16 protein-coding genes are annotated in these 17,033 nt (G+C 70.3%); 14 read left to right on the top strand and 2 right to left on the bottom strand.

The window, feature by feature from the left end; genetic code table 11:
* Positions 1–45 precede the first annotated feature (45 nt).
* From G4H71_RS15645 to hemB, 5 genes are all read left to right on the top strand, one after another.
* Positions 46–837 carry a redox-sensing transcriptional repressor Rex gene (locus G4H71_RS15645; protein ID WP_083343083.1) on the top strand — a complete coding sequence of 264 codons (792 nt, stop codon included), beginning with the start codon at positions 46–48 and terminating at the stop codon, positions 835–837.
* Positions 834–2,273, top strand: coding sequence for a glutamyl-tRNA reductase (locus G4H71_RS15650; RefSeq protein ID WP_072738432.1), 1,440 nt, complete (start codon positions 834–836; stop codon positions 2,271–2,273). Before G4H71_RS15645 ends, G4H71_RS15650 begins: the two co-directional genes overlap by 4 nt.
* A complete protein-coding gene (hemC, locus tag G4H71_RS15655) occupies positions 2,270–3,235 on the top strand; it encodes a hydroxymethylbilane synthase (RefSeq protein WP_072738431.1) in 966 nt (321 codons plus the stop codon). Before G4H71_RS15650 ends, hemC begins: the two co-directional genes overlap by 4 nt.
* Before the next feature lie 108 nt (positions 3,236–3,343).
* Entirely contained in the window at positions 3,344–4,909 is a 1,566-nt protein-coding gene (locus tag G4H71_RS15660) for a bifunctional uroporphyrinogen-III C-methyltransferase/uroporphyrinogen-III synthase (RefSeq protein WP_072738430.1), read from the top strand.
* 50 nt (positions 4,910–4,959) lie between these two features.
* Positions 4,960–5,946 carry a porphobilinogen synthase gene (gene hemB, locus G4H71_RS15665; protein WP_072738429.1) on the top strand — a complete coding sequence of 329 codons (987 nt, stop codon included), beginning with the start codon at positions 4,960–4,962 and terminating at the stop codon, positions 5,944–5,946.
* 99 nt (positions 5,947–6,045) lie between these two features.
* Here hemB and G4H71_RS15670 read toward each other — a convergent pair whose 3' ends face one another.
* Positions 6,046–6,801, bottom strand: coding sequence for a hypothetical protein (locus G4H71_RS15670; RefSeq protein ID WP_072738428.1), 756 nt, complete (start codon positions 6,799–6,801; stop codon positions 6,046–6,048).
* Between the two features lie 94 nt (positions 6,802–6,895).
* Between G4H71_RS15670 and G4H71_RS15675 the strand changes: the two genes are divergently transcribed.
* The 3 genes from G4H71_RS15675 (at position 6,896) to G4H71_RS15685 (ending at position 8,574) form a co-directional block, all read left to right on the top strand.
* The gene (locus G4H71_RS15675) at positions 6,896–7,495 is read left to right on the top strand and encodes a hypothetical protein (RefSeq protein ID WP_246442099.1); all 600 of its coding nucleotides are present in this window, start codon (positions 6,896–6,898) and stop codon (positions 7,493–7,495) included.
* Between the two features lie 354 nt (positions 7,496–7,849).
* Positions 7,850–8,323: a transport-regulating membrane protein Mce1N gene (gene mce1N / locus G4H71_RS15680; RefSeq protein WP_072738427.1), complete on the top strand. Its 474-nt coding sequence runs from the start codon at positions 7,850–7,852 to the stop codon at positions 8,321–8,323.
* Positions 8,320–8,574 carry a hypothetical protein gene (locus tag G4H71_RS15685; protein ID WP_072738426.1) on the top strand — a complete coding sequence of 85 codons (255 nt, stop codon included), beginning with the start codon at positions 8,320–8,322 and terminating at the stop codon, positions 8,572–8,574. Before mce1N ends, G4H71_RS15685 begins: the two co-directional genes overlap by 4 nt.
* Before the next feature lie 7 nt (positions 8,575–8,581).
* Here G4H71_RS15685 and G4H71_RS15690 read toward each other — a convergent pair whose 3' ends face one another.
* The gene (locus G4H71_RS15690) at positions 8,582–10,576 is read right to left on the bottom strand and encodes an acyl-CoA dehydrogenase family protein (protein WP_072738425.1); all 1,995 of its coding nucleotides are present in this window, start codon (positions 10,574–10,576) and stop codon (positions 8,582–8,584) included.
* Positions 10,577–10,833: 257 nt separating this feature from the next.
* Here G4H71_RS15690 and hemL point away from each other — a divergent pair, with 257 nt between their 5' ends.
* The 6 genes from hemL (at position 10,834) to ccsB (ending at position 17,029) form a co-directional block, all read left to right on the top strand.
* Positions 10,834–12,156, top strand: coding sequence for a glutamate-1-semialdehyde 2,1-aminomutase (gene hemL, locus G4H71_RS15695; RefSeq protein ID WP_072738424.1), 1,323 nt, complete (start codon positions 10,834–10,836; stop codon positions 12,154–12,156).
* A 119-nt stretch (positions 12,157–12,275) separates the two neighbouring features.
* Positions 12,276–12,926, top strand: a complete 651-nt coding sequence (locus tag G4H71_RS15700) for a histidine phosphatase family protein (protein ID WP_072738471.1) — start codon at positions 12,276–12,278, stop codon at positions 12,924–12,926.
* A gap of 65 nt (positions 12,927–12,991) precedes the next feature.
* On the top strand, positions 12,992–13,555 hold the full coding sequence (locus G4H71_RS15705) for a TlpA disulfide reductase family protein (protein ID WP_072738470.1): 564 nt from the start codon (positions 12,992–12,994) through the stop codon (positions 13,553–13,555).
* Positions 13,556–13,578: 23 nt separating this feature from the next.
* Positions 13,579–14,391, top strand: coding sequence for a cytochrome c biogenesis CcdA family protein (locus G4H71_RS15710; protein ID WP_139183261.1), 813 nt, complete (start codon positions 13,579–13,581; stop codon positions 14,389–14,391).
* The gene (resB, locus tag G4H71_RS15715) at positions 14,388–16,037 is read left to right on the top strand and encodes a cytochrome c biogenesis protein ResB (protein WP_072738422.1); all 1,650 of its coding nucleotides are present in this window, start codon (positions 14,388–14,390) and stop codon (positions 16,035–16,037) included. Before G4H71_RS15710 ends, resB begins: the two co-directional genes overlap by 4 nt.
* Positions 16,034–17,029, top strand: coding sequence for a c-type cytochrome biogenesis protein CcsB (gene ccsB / locus G4H71_RS15720; protein ID WP_072738421.1), 996 nt, complete (start codon positions 16,034–16,036; stop codon positions 17,027–17,029). The genes resB and ccsB overlap by 4 nt, the downstream gene beginning before the upstream one ends.
* The last annotated feature ends 4 nt before the right edge of the window (positions 17,030–17,033 follow it).

The following is a 17,033-nucleotide window of genomic DNA, read 5'->3' on the forward strand; positions in this document are numbered from 1 at the left end:
CGCGAAGGGCGGCATCGCACTGCCTCCCGGACGAGGAGCCAACACGTGACCGAACAGCACCAGGCGCGCGGGCCGGTGGCCCCAGGCGTCACGGCCGCTGTCGGACCGTCCGCTTCCGCCGCGGTAGCTGAATCGCGCGACATCCCCCAGGCTACGGTGAGCCGCCTCGCCTCGTATCTGCGGGTCCTGGAAATGCTCGCGGACGACGGCGCCACCATCGTGTCGAGCGAGGAACTGGCGAAGGCGTGCGGAGTGGGGTCGGCGAAGCTCCGTAAGGATCTGTCCTTCCTCGGCCCGAACGGCGTCCGCGGCGTGGGCTACGACGTGACCCGGCTCCGCAAGCGGATCGAGCGTGCCCTGGGCCTGGACCGGGGACACCGCGTCGTCCTCGTCGGTGTCGGGAACCTGGGCCGCGCGCTGGCCGGCTACGGCGGGTTCGTGCGCCGCGGCTTCGCGATGGTCGCCCTCTTCGACACCGACCCGGATCTGGTGGGAACCCGAGTGGGCGACCTGGTGGTCCGCCACATCGACACCCTGGACGGCGCCTGCGCCGATCTGCAGGCCACGATCGGCGTGATCGCCACACCCGACGACGCCGCCCAGCAGGTGTGCGACGCCCTCGTCGCCGCCGGGCTGCGGTGCGTCATGAGTTTCTCGCCCGTCGCTCTCGACGTCCCCGACCACGTGGAACTCCGTCGAGTCGACCTGGCCGCCGAGATGCAGCTCCTGTCCTTCAGCAGCGCCCGCAACAACGAACAGCCCGCGTCCGCGCAGGTGATCGGCAGCAGTGGCGTCCCGTCCACCGAGCCAAGAAACGGATCAGTGATCGCGCCGTGAGTGTTCTGCTTGTCGGGGTCTCGCACCGGACGGCACCCGTGCCGGTGCTGGAGCGCGTGGCGGTGACCGAGGCGGATCGCCCGAAGCTGACGGACAAGTTGCTGGGCTCCACCCACATCTCCGAGGCGATGATCGTCTCCACCTGCAACCGGGTCGAGATATACGCCGTCGTCGATGCGTTCCACGGCGCCCTCACCGAGGTCGGCGAGTTGCTCGCCGAGCATTCCGGGATCACGCTCGCGGATCTACACCAGCACGCCTACGTGCGCTACAGCGAGGCCGCGGCCGAGCATCTGTTCGCGGTGGCCAGCGGGCTCGACTCGATGGTTCTGGGGGAGCAGCAGATCCTCGGCCAGATCCGTGCCGCGTACGCGTCCTCCGACGCCCAGCAGGCCGCCGGCCGAACTCTGCACGAGCTGGCACAGCAGGCGCTGCGGGTGGGCAAGCGGGTACACACCGAGACCGGCATCGATGCCGCGGGCGCCTCGGTGGTCTCGGTCGCCCTGGACCGGGCAGCCACGATCATCGGTGGTGGTCTCGCCGGCCGCAGTGCCGTCGTGGTCGGGGCGGGCGCCATGGGCGGGCTGTCGGTCGCGCACCTGATCCGGGCCGGAATCGACCGGATCACCGTCGTCAACCGGACGACCGAGCGGGCGGAGCATCTCGCCGAGACCGCGCGCGCCGGTGGTGTCGATGCCGCCGCCGCGCCGCTGTCGGATCTCGCGACGGCCATGCACGACGCGGATGTCCTCGTGACCTGTACCGGGGCGGTCGGCGCCGTGGTCACGCTGGCCGACGCGCACGTCGCGCTCGCCCAGGCCGGCCGCACCGCCGATCGCCCGCTGGTGATCTGCGACCTGGGTCTGCCCCGGGACGTCGAGCACGCCGTCGGGGGGTTGCCCGGTGTCACCGTGCTCGACATGGAATCGCTGCAGGCGGATCCGGCCACCGGCGCTGCCGCCTCCGATGCCGAGGCCGCGCGTGCGATCGTCGCCGCCGAACTCACGAACTATCTCACCGGCCAGCGGATGGCCGAGGTGACCCCCACCGTCACCGCACTGCGGCAGCGGGCAGCGGAGGTCGTCGAGGGGGAGTTGCTGCGACTGGACTCACGGTTGCCCGGTCTCGACGACCCGCAGCGCGACGAGGTCGCTCGTACCGTCCGCCGGGTGGTGGACAAGCTGCTGCACGCTCCGACGGTCCGGGTCAAGCAGCTCGCGTCGTCACCGGGCGGCGACGCCTACGCGGCCGCCCTGCGCGAGTTGTTCGAGCTCACGCCCGGTTCGGTCGCGGCCGTCGCCCAGTCGTCCGAGCTCGCTGCCGACATCGATCTGTCCAACGCCTTCATCTCGGGTGAGGATCCGCGTCTGCGGCACTTCGTGATCGACCAGGTGGACGAGGACATCACCAACCCAGGAAAGGACGTGCAGGAATGAGCGCCGTCGGCACTCGCACACTCCGGATCGGCACCCGGGGCAGCCTGCTCGCCACCACCCAGGCCGGAACGGTTCGTGACGCGTTGATCGGAGCCGGCCACGACGCCGAGCTCGTCGTCGTCAAGACCAAGGGCGACCAGTCGTCCGACCCGGTGGAGAAGATCGGTGTCGGCGTGTTCACCGCAGAGCTGCGCGAGGCACTCGTCGACGGCCGCGTCGACGTGGCCGTGCACTCGTACAAGGATCTGCCGACCGCGGCGGACGAGCGCTTCACCATCGCCGCCGTCCCGCCCCGCGAAGATTCCCGGGACGCGCTCGTCGCGCGCGACGGTCTGGTGCTCGGCGAGCTCCCGGCCGGATCACGCGTCGGCACCAGCGCCCCCCGGCGTGCCTCGCAGCTCCGCGCCCTCGGACTCGGCCTGGACGTCGTTCCGCTGCGCGGCAATCTCGACAGCCGGCTGCGTCGTGTCGCCACCGGTGAGCTCGACGCCGTCGTCGTCGCCCGCGCGGGGTTGGTCCGGATCGGACGCCAGGACGAGGTGACCGAGGCGCTCGAGCCGGTCCAGATGCTGCCGGCCCCTGCGCAGGGCGCGTTGGCCGTCGAATGCCTGTCGGAGGATGCGGCGCTGGTGGCGATTCTCGCCGGGCTGGACGATCCGGCCAGTCACGCGGCGGTCACCGCCGAACGAGCCCTGCTCGCCGAGCTCGAAGCGGGATGCACCGCGCCGGTGGGAGCAGTGGCCGAGGTCGTGGAGTCGCTCGACGAGGACGGCCGCGTGTTCGACGAGCTGTCCGTGCGCGGCTGTGCCGCTGCGCTCGACGGCTCCGATGTCGTGCGTGCCGGTGCCGTCGGCGCGCCCGCCGATGCCGAGGCACTGGGTCGTCGGGTCGCCCGTGAGTTGCTCGAACTGGGAGCCCGCGAGTTGATGACCGCGTCCGGGGACGGTGATGCCGATGCTTGATCTGCGATGGCCGCCGTCGCCCCGGCGCACCCACCGACCTGCCTCCCCCCTGTACCCCTCTCGAGATCTGTACCCCTCTCGAAACATGACCGCACTGGAGAATCACCGATGAGCCGAGTTCGCAAGAACGCCCCCGGACGAATCCTCTTCGTGGGGTCCGGTCCGGGCGACCCGGCCCTGCTCACCGTCCGCGCCCGGGACGTCCTCACCTCTGCCGCCCTGGCCTTCACCGATCCGGATGTCGACAAGGGCGTGTCTGCCCTCGTCGGTGCCGATCTCGGCGACGACCCGGAGACCGGGGAGCCGGTCGCCGAGGTACGCCCCGCGTTGGGCGAGCCGGGTGACGTGGCCAAGACCCTGGTCAACGAGGCGAAGAACGGCCACGACGTCGTGCGCCTCGTCTCCGGGGATCCGCTGACCACCGATTCGGTGATCGCGGAGGTCACCGCGGTGGCGCGTACCCAGGTGCAGTTCGAGGTCCTGCCCGGCCTGCCGTCCGCGGCGACGGTGCCCGCGTACGCCGGTATGGCACTCGGGTCCGGACACACCGAGGCGGACGTGCGCAGCGAGGTCGACTGGGCTGCCCTCGCAGCTGCGCCCGGCCCCCTGGTCCTGCACGCGACGTCGGGCCATCTGGCCGAGACGGCGAGCGCGCTCGTCGAGCACGGTCTGGCGCCGCAGACGCCGGCCGCGATCACCGTCCACGGCACCACGCGCCAGCAGCGCACCGTGGAGGCCACCCTGGCGACACTCAACGAGGCCGGCTCGGAGATGGTCGGTTCGCTGATCGTCACCGTCGGCAAGGTCGTCGCGCAGCGCGGCAAGATGTCGTGGTGGGAGTCGCGTGCACTGTACGGCTGGAAGGTGCTGGTGCCGCGCACGAAGGAGCAGGCCCGGGAGATGAGCGATCGGCTCGTCACGCACGGGGCCATCCCGATCGAGGTACCGACCATTGCCGTCGAGCCGCCGCGCAGCCCGGCCCAGATGGAAAGGGCCGTCAAGGGTTTGGTCGACGGCCGCTACCAGTGGGTGGTCTTCACCTCGACCAACGCGGTGCGTGCGGTGTGGGAGAAGTTCGAGGAGTTCGGGCTCGACGCACGGGCGTTCTCGGGTGTGAAGATCGCGTGTGTCGGCGAGGCCACGGCGGACAAGGTGCGCTCGTTCGGCATCACCCCGGAACTGGTTCCCGCGGGGGAGCAGTCCAGTGAGGGTCTGCTCGCCGAGTTCGCCCCGTACGACGACGTGTTCGATCCGGTCAACCGAGTTCTCCTGCCGCGCGCCGACATCGCCACCGAGACCCTCGCCGAGGGCCTGCGCGAGCGCGGCTGGGAGATCGATGACGTGACGGCCTACCGCACGGTTCGGGCCGCGCCGCCGCCGGCCGAGACCCGCGAGATGATCAAGACCGGTGGGTTCGACGCCGTGTGCTTCACCTCGTCCTCGACCGTCCGGAATCTGGTCGGTATCGCCGGAAAGCCCCACGCCCGCACCCTCGTCGCATGCATCGGCCCGAAGACCGCCGAGACCGCTGCGGAGTTCGGTCTCCGGGTGGACGTGCAGCCGGAGACCGCGCAGGTGGGTCCGCTGGTGGAGGCGCTCGCCGAGCACGCGGCCCGGCTGCGGGCCGAGGGCGCACTGCCGCCGCCGCGCAAGAAGTCTCGCGCGCGTCGCTGACAGTCCGACCAGTCCGCCGAATCGCCCTCCCCCGGAAGGGAAGTGTCGAGGTGTTTCCGACTCACCGCCCCCGGCGTCTGCGCCGATCCCCGGCGATGCGCAGGCTGGTCGCCGAGACGTCGCTCGAGCCCCGGCACCTCGTGCTGCCGATGTTCGTCGCGGACGGCATCGACGAGCCGCGGCCCATTTCGTCGATGCCGGGCGTCGTCCAGCACACGCAGGACTCGCTGCGGGAGGCCGCCTCCGAGGCGGTCGCCGCGGGCGTCGGCGGGCTGATGTTGTTCGGTGTACCGCGTCCGGAGGACAAGGATGCGCGGGGCACGTGCGGGGTGGCACCCGAAGGGGTGCTCAACCGGGCGCTGCGTTCGCTGGCCACCGAACTCGGTGACGAGACGGTCCTCATGGCGGACACGTGCCTGGACGAGTTCACCGACCACGGCCACTGCGGAGTGCTCGACGCCGCGGGCGGAGTGGACAACGACGCGACCCTGAAGCAGTACGCGGACATGGCGGTGGCGCAGGCCGACGCCGGCGCGCATCTGCTCGGTCCGAGCGGGATGATGGATGGCCAGGTCGCGGCCATCCGGGCTGCGCTCGACGCTGCGGGGCACCAGGAAGTGGGTCAGTTGGCGTACGCGGCGAAGTACGCCTCCGCCTTCTACGGCCCGTTCCGTGAAGCGGTCGGGTCGTCGCTGCACGGCGACCGCCGGACCTACCAGCAGGATCCGGCGAATCGGCGGGAGTCGCTCCGGGAGGTGGACCTCGACCTCGCCGAGGGCGCGGACATGGTGATGGTGAAGCCGGCCATGTCGTACCTCGACGTGTTGCGCGAGACGGCGGACCGTTCGCCTGTTCCTGTTGCCGCTTACCAGATTTCGGGTGAGTACGCGATGATCACCGCGGCCGCGCAGAACGGCTGGATCGACCGTGACGCGGCGATCCTCGAATCGCTGGTCGGCATTCGTCGTGCGGGGGCGGACATCGTGCTCACCTATTGGGCCACCGAAGTCGCGCAGCGGCTGAGTGGTCGGCGCTGAAGTCGCGCAGCGGCTGAGTGGTCGGCGCTGAAGTCGCGCGGCGGCTGAGTGGTCTGCGCTGAAGTCGCGCGGCGGCTGAGTGGTCGGCGCTGACGCCTCTCAGCATCCCGGTGGCAGGCCCATCGCCGCGGCGCGGGCCGCGATCCATTCGGCGAGGCGGGTCGCCTGGTCTCGGGCTGTCGCGGCATCGGATGCGGAAGTGACCGCGAGGGCCACGGCGAGCTGACCCGTCCCGGACGGCACCACACCGAACTGTCGTATCGAGTATCCGGCGCCGGGGTCGGTGCCTGTGCCGGAGCTGAACTGGGCGCCCTCGACGGCGCCCAGGCCCCATTCCGGCGTCTCGGGGCCGGCGAGTGCGGGCCCGCTGCGCTCGTCACACGGCACGAACGACGCGAACTGGGCCTGGGCGGGGAGTGACCACTCCGTCTGCTCGAGGGGAGCGCCGACGACGGTTGCGGGGTCGCCGTATTCGCGTAGCACCTCTTCCACGACGCGTGGATCCGTCGGGTCGGGTTCGCCTCGCTCGCGGGCGAGGGAGACCGCGACGTCGATCGTCGCCCAGGCCGGGCCGGTCTGGACGTCGCCGGCGACGAGTGACTGCCCACCCCCGACAGGTGCGATCGCCAGTCCGGTGGAGCCGTCGAACGCGGCGACGACCTCGTCGAAACCGGCCAGCGGGTGGCCGGGTGCCCCGCCCTGTTCGGGTGGGGGTGTCGGCGGCGCGGTGGTGAGGGTCGGGCTCTCCGGGGACGGGTCGCCGACCTCTTCCGTGGCGCATCCGGCTGCGACCACCAGGGTGAGCGCGCATGCGAGGAACCCGGTGGTGGTACCGCGACGACGTTCGAGGGGCATACCGACAGCGTCGCGGTCGACGGGGCCGAAGACAAGCACTTTCGCATCTGTGCTCGGCTCGGGATATTCGGACATCGGCCGATACCCTGGTGGCATGAGTGACCTGCCCCCGCAGTACGACAGATACCAGCAGCAGCCGCCGATGCAGTGGCAGCCGCCGCGGACACCGCCCCGCCCGGCCCCGGTGGATGTCCACACGGCTCGGCACCTGTGGTGGGCTGTCGCCGGACTGGGGCTGCTGCAGGGGCTCATGGCCGTCGCGGTGGTGGCGGGGGACCGGGACGCGTTCGTGGATCAATTGTTGCGGGAGCCGACCGTCCAGTCCGGGGAGGTCACGCTCGACCAGGGTGCGGTCGAGACCCTGTTCGCGGTGGGGATCGGGGTCACGGCACTGATCGTCGTCGTGGTCACCGCGCTGTTCCTGCTGATCGTGCGGACGATGACGCGTGGACGGGCGTGGGCGCGCACGGTGCTCACCGTGGTGGGCGTGCTGTTGACGGTCATGACCGTCCCACTGTTGTTCGGTGCCGGGGACGACTTCGCGCCCGCCGGAGCCACCGGCACGATGCTCCTCGGTGCCGCCCAGATCCTGCAGGCGGTGACCGCTGTCGGGGCGATCGTGCTGATGTATCGCAAGGAGTCCAACGCGTTCTTCCTGCCGGGACCTCCGCCCGAGAATCAGGGCCGTTGGTAACTTGCCGCCCGGGGTTGTACCGTGAACTTCGTCACAGTATGTTGGCACCGAGGATTGTGCAGAGCGACCGGAGGAATCCAGTACATGCGTGTTGAAGAGCGGGCTCGCGGGTCACGTAAGGAAGCACTTCTGTTCGGCATCGTCGCCGCCCTGATGTTGCTCGCTTTCCTCATGCTTCTCGTGCCCGGGATCGTCGCCGGCTGACCGGTTTTCGAGGATCCGCCGACGAGCGGTCGGAGACGTGCCGCCCCCGGCGCTCCTGCCCGACGTACGGCCCTTCCCTACGATGAGCCTTGCCAGTGATGCGCATCCGCGTGATGTGCCTACCCAGCGATGTGACGGAGTGGTTCCCCGGTGACTGACGAGGTCCTGTTCAGCGAGCCGGGCGGTCAGTGGCGCGTCGTGGCCTACGGACCGATCTTCTGCCTCGTGGTGCTCACTGCGGAACTGTTCACCGGCCCTCTCGTGCACTGGTTCGCACTGCTCCTCGCCGCCGTCCTCACCGCGGGGCTGGTGGCCCTGCAGGTGGTCGCCGCCCGCACGCACGTGAGCGTCGAGCTGACCCGGACGACACTGCGCGACGGCACCGAGGAACTGGCGCTCGCGGACATCGCCGAGGTCCTCCCACCGGCCGATCCCGACGAGTACGAGCTGGAGAAGTGGGAAACCGCTCGGGCCCTCGGGGAACTGGCGAACGTGCCACGCCGTCGTACCGCGATCGGGTTGCGGCTCCGCGGCGGCGGACTGGTCCGGGCCTGGGCCCGGGACTCGGCGGAACTGCGTCGGCAGCTGGACGCGCTCGTCCCGGTGCGGGAGGCGGGGGCGTGATCTCGGGGAGGACCGTGGTGACGGCGGAGGCGCTCGCGGCGCTCGTCGCCCTGGCCCTCGCCGGATGGTGCGCGAGTTCGGCCACGGTGACGACGCGGTTCGAGCCCCTCGTCGTGGATGCCCCCGCTTTCGAATCCAGCCACTACTCGGGGGCGTGGATTGCGGGGGCCACCGCGCTGGCGACGATCGCCGGTCTCCTGGTCGTCGACGCGGTACGACGCATCCGGGCGCATACCGCGCCCGGCGCGTGACGAGTCGTCAGCGATCCAGCAGGGTGTCTCGCACCGCATCGGTGCCGGGTCCGTCGAGCATCGCCGAACCGAGCAGGGCCTCCGGGACACCGAGACCTGCCACCAGCGTCGCCGCGTGCGGACGCAGCGTGCGGCACCGCTCGTTGATTCCGCGCAGGACCGCCTTCGAGCGTTCCACCGACAGGTGCCGGTGGGACATGAACCAGGCCTTGTCCTCCTCGATCACACTCAACGCGTAGAGGTCGCAGAGGTCGCTGAGCAGCTCGCACGCGGCCTCGTCGGTGCACGAGTCGATGCCGGCGACGAACGCCTCCAGTACGACGCGGTCGATGTGAGCGCGGGCGGCGTGCAGGACGTGATCCTGCACGAAGTTGAACGCGTCGAACGCGCTGTCCTCCCGCTTCTGGGCTCCCTGCAGGCGCCGGGCGGCCGTCGAGATCAGGTACTCCTCGCGGTCCTCGAACATCGACATCTGGGTGCCGCGGTTGAAGAGGCTGCCGTCCTCCTCGTTGTCCTGGCGGGTGTCGAGGATGGTCTGGAGGATCTGCTGGGCGGCGGTGCGCTTCTTGACCACGTCCGACACGGTGGTGGCGGCGAAACGCATCCAGTCGGAGGGGCCCATCTCGCGGACCTCCTCCGCGTAGGAGGTGAGCAGTTCCTTCGCGACCAACTGGGTGAGGACGTGGTTGTCGCCCTCGAAGGTGGTGAACACGTCGGTGTCCGCCTTGAGCGCGGTGAGCCGGTTCTCGGCCATGTATCCGGCACCTCCGCAGGCCTCCCTGGCTTCCTGGATGGCGCGGGTGGCGTGCCAGGTGGTCGCGGCCTTGAGTCCCGCGGCGCGGCCTTCGAGTTCGCGCTGGTCGGTGGGGTCGACGTCGTCGCCTGCGGCCTGGAGGTCGTGCAGCGCGGACACCAGCTCGTTCTGGGCGAACCCCAGCGCGTAGGACCGGGCGATCAGTGGCAGCAGCCGCTTCTGGTGCATCAGGTAGTCCATGAGCAGCGTCTCCTCGGCGTCGCCCGGGGCCTGGAACTGCCTGCGCTGCAATGCGTATCGGGTGGCGATCGACAGTGCCACGCGTGCGGCCGCGCCGGCGGACCCGCCGACCGTGACCCGGCCGCGGACCAGGGTGCCGACCATGGTGAAGAACCGGCGGCCGGTCGATTCGATGGGGGACGAGTACTCGCCGTCCTCGCTGACGTCGCCGTAGCGGTTGAGGAGGTTCTCCCGGGGGATCCGCACCCGGTCGAAGAGGATGCGGCCGTTGTCGACGCCGGGAAGGCCGCCCTTGTAGCCGCAGTCGGAGGTGCTGACCCCGGGGAGGTCGTTGCCGTCCTCGTCCCGGATCGGCACGACGAAACAGTGCACGCCGTGGGACTGACCGCCCGTCACCAGCTGCGCGAACACCGCCGCGGTCCGGGCGTGTTCCGCGGCGCCACCGATGTAGTCCTTGCGCGAGGAGGGGGTCGGCGAGTGGATCACGAATTCGCGGGTCTCCGGGTCGTACGTCGCCGTCGTCTCCAACTCCTGGACATCGCTGCCGTGACCGGTCTCGGTCATCGCGAAGCAGCCCAGCAGGTCCAGGTCGATGGTCGGCCGGACGTACTGTTCGTGGTGGCGGGCGGTCCCGAGGTTCTCGATCGCCCCACCGAACAGGCCCCACTGGACACCCGCCTTGACCATCAGGGACAGGTCGGACATGGCCAGCATCTCGATGCTGGTGACCGCGGCGCCGGTGTCGCCGGTGCCGCCGTGCTCGGTCGCGAAGCCGTCGGCGGCGTATCCGCGTCCGGCGAGCTTGCGCATCTGGGCGAGAGTCTTGTTCCTGGCCTCGGCGAGGTCGGGGGTGTAGTGCGGGGCGAAGTCGGGGTCGTTCGTCAGGTCGGCGCGGGCGCGTTCGCGTACCTCGTGCCAGCGACCGTCGAGCGCGGCGGTGAGGTACTCGGCGGTGGTCTTCTCGGCGGTCGTCCGGTCGGTGCTCTCGTACGCCTCGGTGGTAGCCATGACCCGACCCTAGCCAGCACCGCGGGTTCGCGCTGGCGTCCCGAAACAGCAGTGGCCGGGCGCACACGGGTCTGCAGTCGGGCGCATCCCGCCGGTGCATCCCGCCGGTGTATCCACGGGGTGACTGGTCCCTCGGGCTCGTCAGATCGGTCGAATGGTCCCTTCACCCACTGGTGGGGGGCGGCGAGGCACGTGATCCGCGCCACCCACTACACCCTGTCGTTGGCAAATTCAGAAGAACTGGGACACTGGAGATCGTGACTGTCCCAGCCGGTGAATCCCCACTACCCGCCACGACGTCCGAGCGACTGTTCCGACGGGCCGAAGCAGTCATCCCCGGTGGAGTCAACTCTCCGGTGCGCGCGTTCGGTTCGGTCGGTGGCAGCCCCCGCTTCATCGCGTCGGCGTCGGGCTACACGCTCACCGACGTCGACGACAACACGTACGTCGACCTGGTGTGTTCGTGGGGGCCGATGATCCTCGGGCACGCGCACCCCGCCGTGGTGGACGCGGTCCGCGCGGCAGCGACCACGGGGCTGTCCTTCGGCGCACCGACCGAGGGCGAGATCGCACTCGCCGAGGAGATCGTCTCGCGGGTCACTCCCGTCGAGCAGGTGCGGCTGGTGAACTCCGGCACCGAGGCGACCATGAGCGCCGTGCGCCTGGCCCGCGGATTCACCGGACGCAGCAAGATCGTCAAGTTCTCCGGGTGCTATCACGGGCACGTCGACGCACTGCTCGCCGACGCCGGATCCGGCCTCGCCACCTTCGGGCTGCCGACCTCGCCCGGCGTCACCGGCGCCCAGGCCGAGGACACCATCGTGCTGCCCTACAACGACCTCGACGCGGTGGCCGCGGCCTTCGCCGCGAACGAGGGGCAGATCGCCTGCATCATCACCGAGGCGGCCGCAGGGAACATGGGCGCGATCGCACCGCTGCCCGGATTCAACGCCGGACTGCGCGAGATCGCCACCGCGCACGGTGCCCTGCTCGTCATGGACGAGGTGATGACGGGATTCCGGGTCAGCGCCGCAGGCTGGTACGGGCTGGACCCGGTCCCCGGTGACCTCTACACGTTCGGCAAGGTCATGAGCGGGGGACTGCCCGCAGCGGCGTTCGGCGGGCGCGCCGACGTCATGGCCCGCCTCGCGCCGTCCGGCCCCGTCTACCAGGCGGGCACACTGTCCGGGAACCCGGTCGCCGTCGCCGCCGGGCTCGCCAGCCTCCGTGCTGCCGACGACCAGGTGTACGCGGCCCTCGACCGGAACGCGGCGACCCTCGCCGGCCTGCTGACCGACGCCCTCACCGACGCCGGTGTCGTCCATCGGGTGCAGACCGCGGGGTCGCTGCTCAGCGTCTTCTTCGGCGCCGAACCCGTCGTCGACTACGCGGGCGCCAGGGCCGCAGAGACCTGGCGGTTCGCGCCCTTCTTCCACGAACTGCTCGCCCGCGGCGTGTACGCGCCGCCGAGTGCGTTCGAGGCCTGGTTCGTCTCCGCGGCCCTCGACGACACCGCCTTCTCGATCATCGCGGACGCGTTGCCCCACGCGGCCGCCGCAGCGGCGGCGGCCCGGCCGTGACCGCCCGCCCGACCACCCCGGCCGCACCCATCACCCACCCGACCGCGCCTTCAACCGGCCCAGCCACCCGAGGAACCCGCACCGTGACCGACGCCGACATCACGCCCCCCACGGACGACATCGACACCGACGCGTCTGCCCAGACCACGACGATCGTGCACGTACTCCGCCACGGTGAGGTGCACAACCCGCGCGGCATCCTCTACGGGCGCCTCCCCGGGTTCCGCCTGTCGGTGCACGGCGAATCCCAGGCCAGGACGGTTGCCTCGGTGCTGGCCGGTCACGACGTCACGCACGTCGCGGCCTCGCCGCTGCAGCGCGCGCAGGAGACCGCGACCCCGATCGCCCGCGCGCACCGCCTGCCGATCGTCACCGACGAGAACCTCATCGAGGCGGGCAACGAGTTCGAGGGGCTGAAGGTCTCCGTCGGAGACGGTGCACTGAGCCGTCCCCGGCACTGGTGGAAGCTGCGCGATCCGTTCACGCCGTCGTGGGGTGAGCCGTACCTGCAGATCGCGCACCGGATGCTGGCGGCGGTCGGCAACGCCAGGGCGGCGGCCCGCGGCCACGAGGCCGTCGTCGTGAGTCACCAGCTGCCGGTGTGGACCCTGCGCCGGTTCCTCCAGGGTGAGCGGCTCTGGCACGATCCGCGCCACCGCCAGTGCGCACTCGCGTCGCTGACCTCGCTCGTCTACAGCGGCGACACCCTCGTCGACATCGTGTACTCCGAGCCCGCGGGGGCGTCGGATCCGAGGGTGACCGGAGCATGAGAGGCGGGCGCATCACGGCGCCGCGCACTCGATCGACCGGGGTGATCGCGGCGATCTGTGCCGGGATGCTGGCGCTGGCGTCGTGTGCGAGTGGCAACGACGCCGTCGTCCAGGGCGGGACGTTCGACTTCGTCTCGCCGGGTGGGCAGACGGAGATCTTCTACGACCCGCCGGCCGAGCGCGGCACGGTGGGGAAGCTGTCCGGACCCGACCTCATGGAGGAGGGCGAGACCGTCGGCCTCGAGGACTTCGAGGGCCAGGTCGTGGTCCTCAACGTGTGGGGTCAGTGGTGCGGCCCGTGCCGGTCGGAGGCGGACGACCTCGAGGAGGTCTACCAGGCGAGCAAGGACCGCGGGGTGGCCTTTCTCGGTATCAACGTGCGCGACAACTTCCAGGACAAGGCACAGGACTTCGTGGTCGACAACGGGATCACCTTCCCGTCGATCTACGACCCGCCGATGCGCACCCTGATGGCCTTCGGCGCCGGGTACCCGACGTCGGTGGTGCCGACGACGATCGTCCTCGACCGTGAGCACCGGGTCGCGGCGGTGTTCCTCAAGGAACTGCTCGCCGAGGACCTGCAGCCCGTCGTGGACCGCATCGCCGCGGAAGACACGCAGGACCGCTGATGTCGGAGTTCACCGTGGCCGAGATGGTGCTGGCCCAGTCCGGGGTCGGTGACACGTTCCAGTCGACGGCGGTGTCCGGACCGCTGGTGCTCGCGCTCGGCGTCTGCATGCTCGCCGGTCTGGTGTCCTTCGCGTCGCCGTGCGTGGTGCCGCTGGTACCCGGGTACCTGTCCTATCTGGCGGGGGTCGTGGGTGCGGACGCTCCCGCGGTGACCGCCCAGGAGGCCTCGACCCGGACGAAGGTGCGCGGTCGCTATCGCGTCGCGGGGGCGGCGGCATTGTTCGTCGCCGGATTCACCGTGGTCTTCGTCCTGGCGACCGCTTCGGTGTTCGGCGCGATCTCGATGCTCGCCGTCAACCGCGAGGTGCTCATGCGGGTGGGTGGTGTCGTCACCATCGCGATGGGCCTGGTGTTCGTCGGCCTGGTGCCTGCGCTGCAGCGGGACACCCGGATGGAGCCGCGCGCGATCTCCTCGCTGGCCGGGGCGCCGTTGCTGGGTGCGGTGTTCGCACTCGGGTGGACGCCGTGCCTGGGGCCGACGCTGGCCGGGGTGATCTCCCTGGCCGCGGGAACCGAGGGCACCACCGCTGCGCGTGGCGTGACCCTGATCGTCGCCTACTGCCTCGGCCTCGGACTGCCGTTCGTCATCCTCGCGTTCGGTTCGGCCCGGGCGCTGCGGGGCGTCGGCTGGCTGCGGCGCAACGCACGTACTGTTCAGATCTTCGGCGGAATCATGCTGGTGGCGGTGGGTATCGCCCTCGTCACCGGCGCGTGGGACCTGTTCGTCAGCTGGGTCCGGGACGCCTTTATCTCGGAGGTGACCCTGCCGATATGACCCAGACCGACACCGCCCCGGCGCCCGAGGCCGCCCCGCCGCCGCGGCAGGGAGCGCTGGGACGTGCCCTGGCACTGATCCGTAACACCTGGCGGGGACTCACGTCGATGCGTACCGCATTGATGCTGCTGTTCCTGCTGGCCCTCGCCGCCATCCCCGGCGCTCTGTTGCCGCAGCGCAGCCTCAACGCGGGCAAGGTCGACGAGTACATCGGGGCGCGCCCCACGCTGGGGCCCTGGATGGACCGGCTGGAACTGTTCGACGTGTTCGGCAGCTTCTGGTTCACCGCGATCTACGTCCTGCTGTTCATCTCCCTCGTCGGCTGCATCCTGCCGCGCTGCGTCGAGCACTACCGCGCGCTGCGGACCCGTCCCGTCCGCGCCCCACGGAATCTGTCGCGGCTGCCGCACCACCGCCGCGCCGAGGTCACGGAGTCGCCGGAGGCACTGGCGGCCCGCATCCGAGGCCACCTGAAGGGATGGCGGGTGGAGTCGCGCACCGGTGGCCCACACGGCGACGACGACGAGGTCACCGTCTCCGCGGAGAAGGGCTACCTGCGCGAGGCCGGGAACCTGGTGTTCCACCTGTCGCTGGTCGGACTGCTCGTGGCGATCGCGGTCGGCAAGCTGTTCGGCTACGAGGGCAACGTCATCGTCGTCGCGAACGGGGGACCCGGTTTCTGCACCACCACGCCGGCCGTCTTCGACTCGTTCATCGCCGGCAACGTCAACGACGGCACCGGGATGACCCCCATGTGCATCCGGGTCGACGACTTCCGGGCCGACTACCTCGACACCGGCCAGGCCGAGATGTTCACCTCGAACATCCGCTACCAGGCGGGTGCCGACCTCGAGTCCGACACCTGGCGCGATGCCGAGCTGCGGGTCAACCACCCGCTGCGGGTCGAGGCGGACCGCGTGTATCTGCAGGGCCACGGCTACGCCCCGACGTTCACCGTGACGTTCCCGAACGGGGAGACCCGGACGGAGACCGTCCAGTGGGCGCCGTCCGACGCCACGACGTTCCTCAGCAGCGGAGCGATGCGCTTCGACCCGCCGGGCGGGATGTACCCGGAGGCGGACGAGAGGCGCAGGAACCAGATCGCGATCGAGGGGCTGTTCGCACCGACCGCCTTCTTCCACGGGAGCCTGCTGTCGTCCAGCTACCCCGCGATGAACGACCCGGCGGTCGCGATCGACATCTACAAGGGCGATTCGGGGCTCGACACCGGCAGCCCGCAGTCGCTGTTCGAGCTCAACAAGGAACTGATCAACCAGGGCAGACTGATCAAGCAGGACCGGGTGAACCTGTATCCCGGCGAGTCGACGACCTTGGCCGACGGCACCCGTGTCCAGTTCGACGGTGCCGTCGACTTCGTGAACCTGCAGGTCTCGCACGACCCGGCACAGCAGTGGGTGCTCGTGTTCTCGCTGACGGCGATGGCCGGCCTGCTCGTGTCACTGCTGATCAAGCGGCGGCGGGTGTGGGCGCGTATCCACCCGTCGGGCGCAGGCGGTTCCGATGAACGACGTACCGTAGTAGAACTGGGTGGGCTCGCCCGCACCGATCAGGCCGGTTGGGGCGACGAGTTCGACAAGCTGTGCGACCGGCTGTTGACGGACGAGCAAGGGAAGAGCGATCGATGACCATCAACGAGACATTGGCGCAGTACAGCGACTGGGCCTTCGAGTCCGCGTTCGCGGTGCTGGTGCTCGCGTTCGTCCTGCTCGTGATCCAGTACGCGTCCACGCGTGCCCGCGCCGTCCAGGTCCGTGAGGGTGCCGAGGAGAAGGAACTCGTGGCCGCCGGGGGCACCTCGGGGTCCGACGGCACCGCCGCCACTCCCGGGCGGGTGGCCGAACAGCCGCGCCGGACCCTGGCCGACCGGTTCGGGGGCATGGGGTACGCGGTCCTCGTGGTCGGCACGGTGCTGCTCATCGCCTCGATCGTGTTGCGGGGCCTGTCGACCGAACGCTTCCCGCTCGGCAACATGTACGAGTTCGTCGCGATGGCGTGCGCGGCCACGTTGCTCGGTGGCCTGGTGTTGATGGCGAAGCCCGCCTACCGGGTGCTCTGGGTCTTCATGCTGGTGCCCGTCCTGATCCTGATCTTCCTCGCGGGCACCGTGCTCTACGCGGACGCCGCGCCCGTCGTCCCGGCCCTGAGGTCGTTCTGGTTGCCGATCCACGTCACCGTCGTCAGCGTCGGCTCGGGCGTGTTCCTCATCTCCGGTGTCGCCAGCCTCCTGTTCCTCCTGCGCATCCGCTATCCGAAGGGTGCGGAGGGAGCGAGCGTCTTCGGTCGGCTCGCCGAACGACTGCCGGACGCCCTGACACTGGACCGGCTCGCCTACAAGACCACCATCATCGGGTTCCCGCTGTTCGGCGCGGGTGTGATCCTCGGCGCGATCTGGGCCGAGGCGGCATGGGGCCGGTTCTGGGGCTGGGACCCCAAGGAGACGGTGTCGTTCATCGCCTGGGTGATCTACGCGGCCTACCTGCATGCCCGGGCGACGTCCGGATGGCGGGACACGAAGGCCGCGTGGATCAACGTGGCAGGCTTCGCGGCGATGCTGTTCAATCTGTTCATCATCAACATGGTGGTGTCCGGCCTGCACTCGTATGCAGGACTGAACTGATCCG

This window comes from Rhodococcus triatomae (genome assembly GCF_014217785.1).
Lineage (GTDB): Bacteria > Actinomycetota > Actinomycetes > Mycobacteriales > Mycobacteriaceae > Rhodococcus_F > Rhodococcus_F triatomae.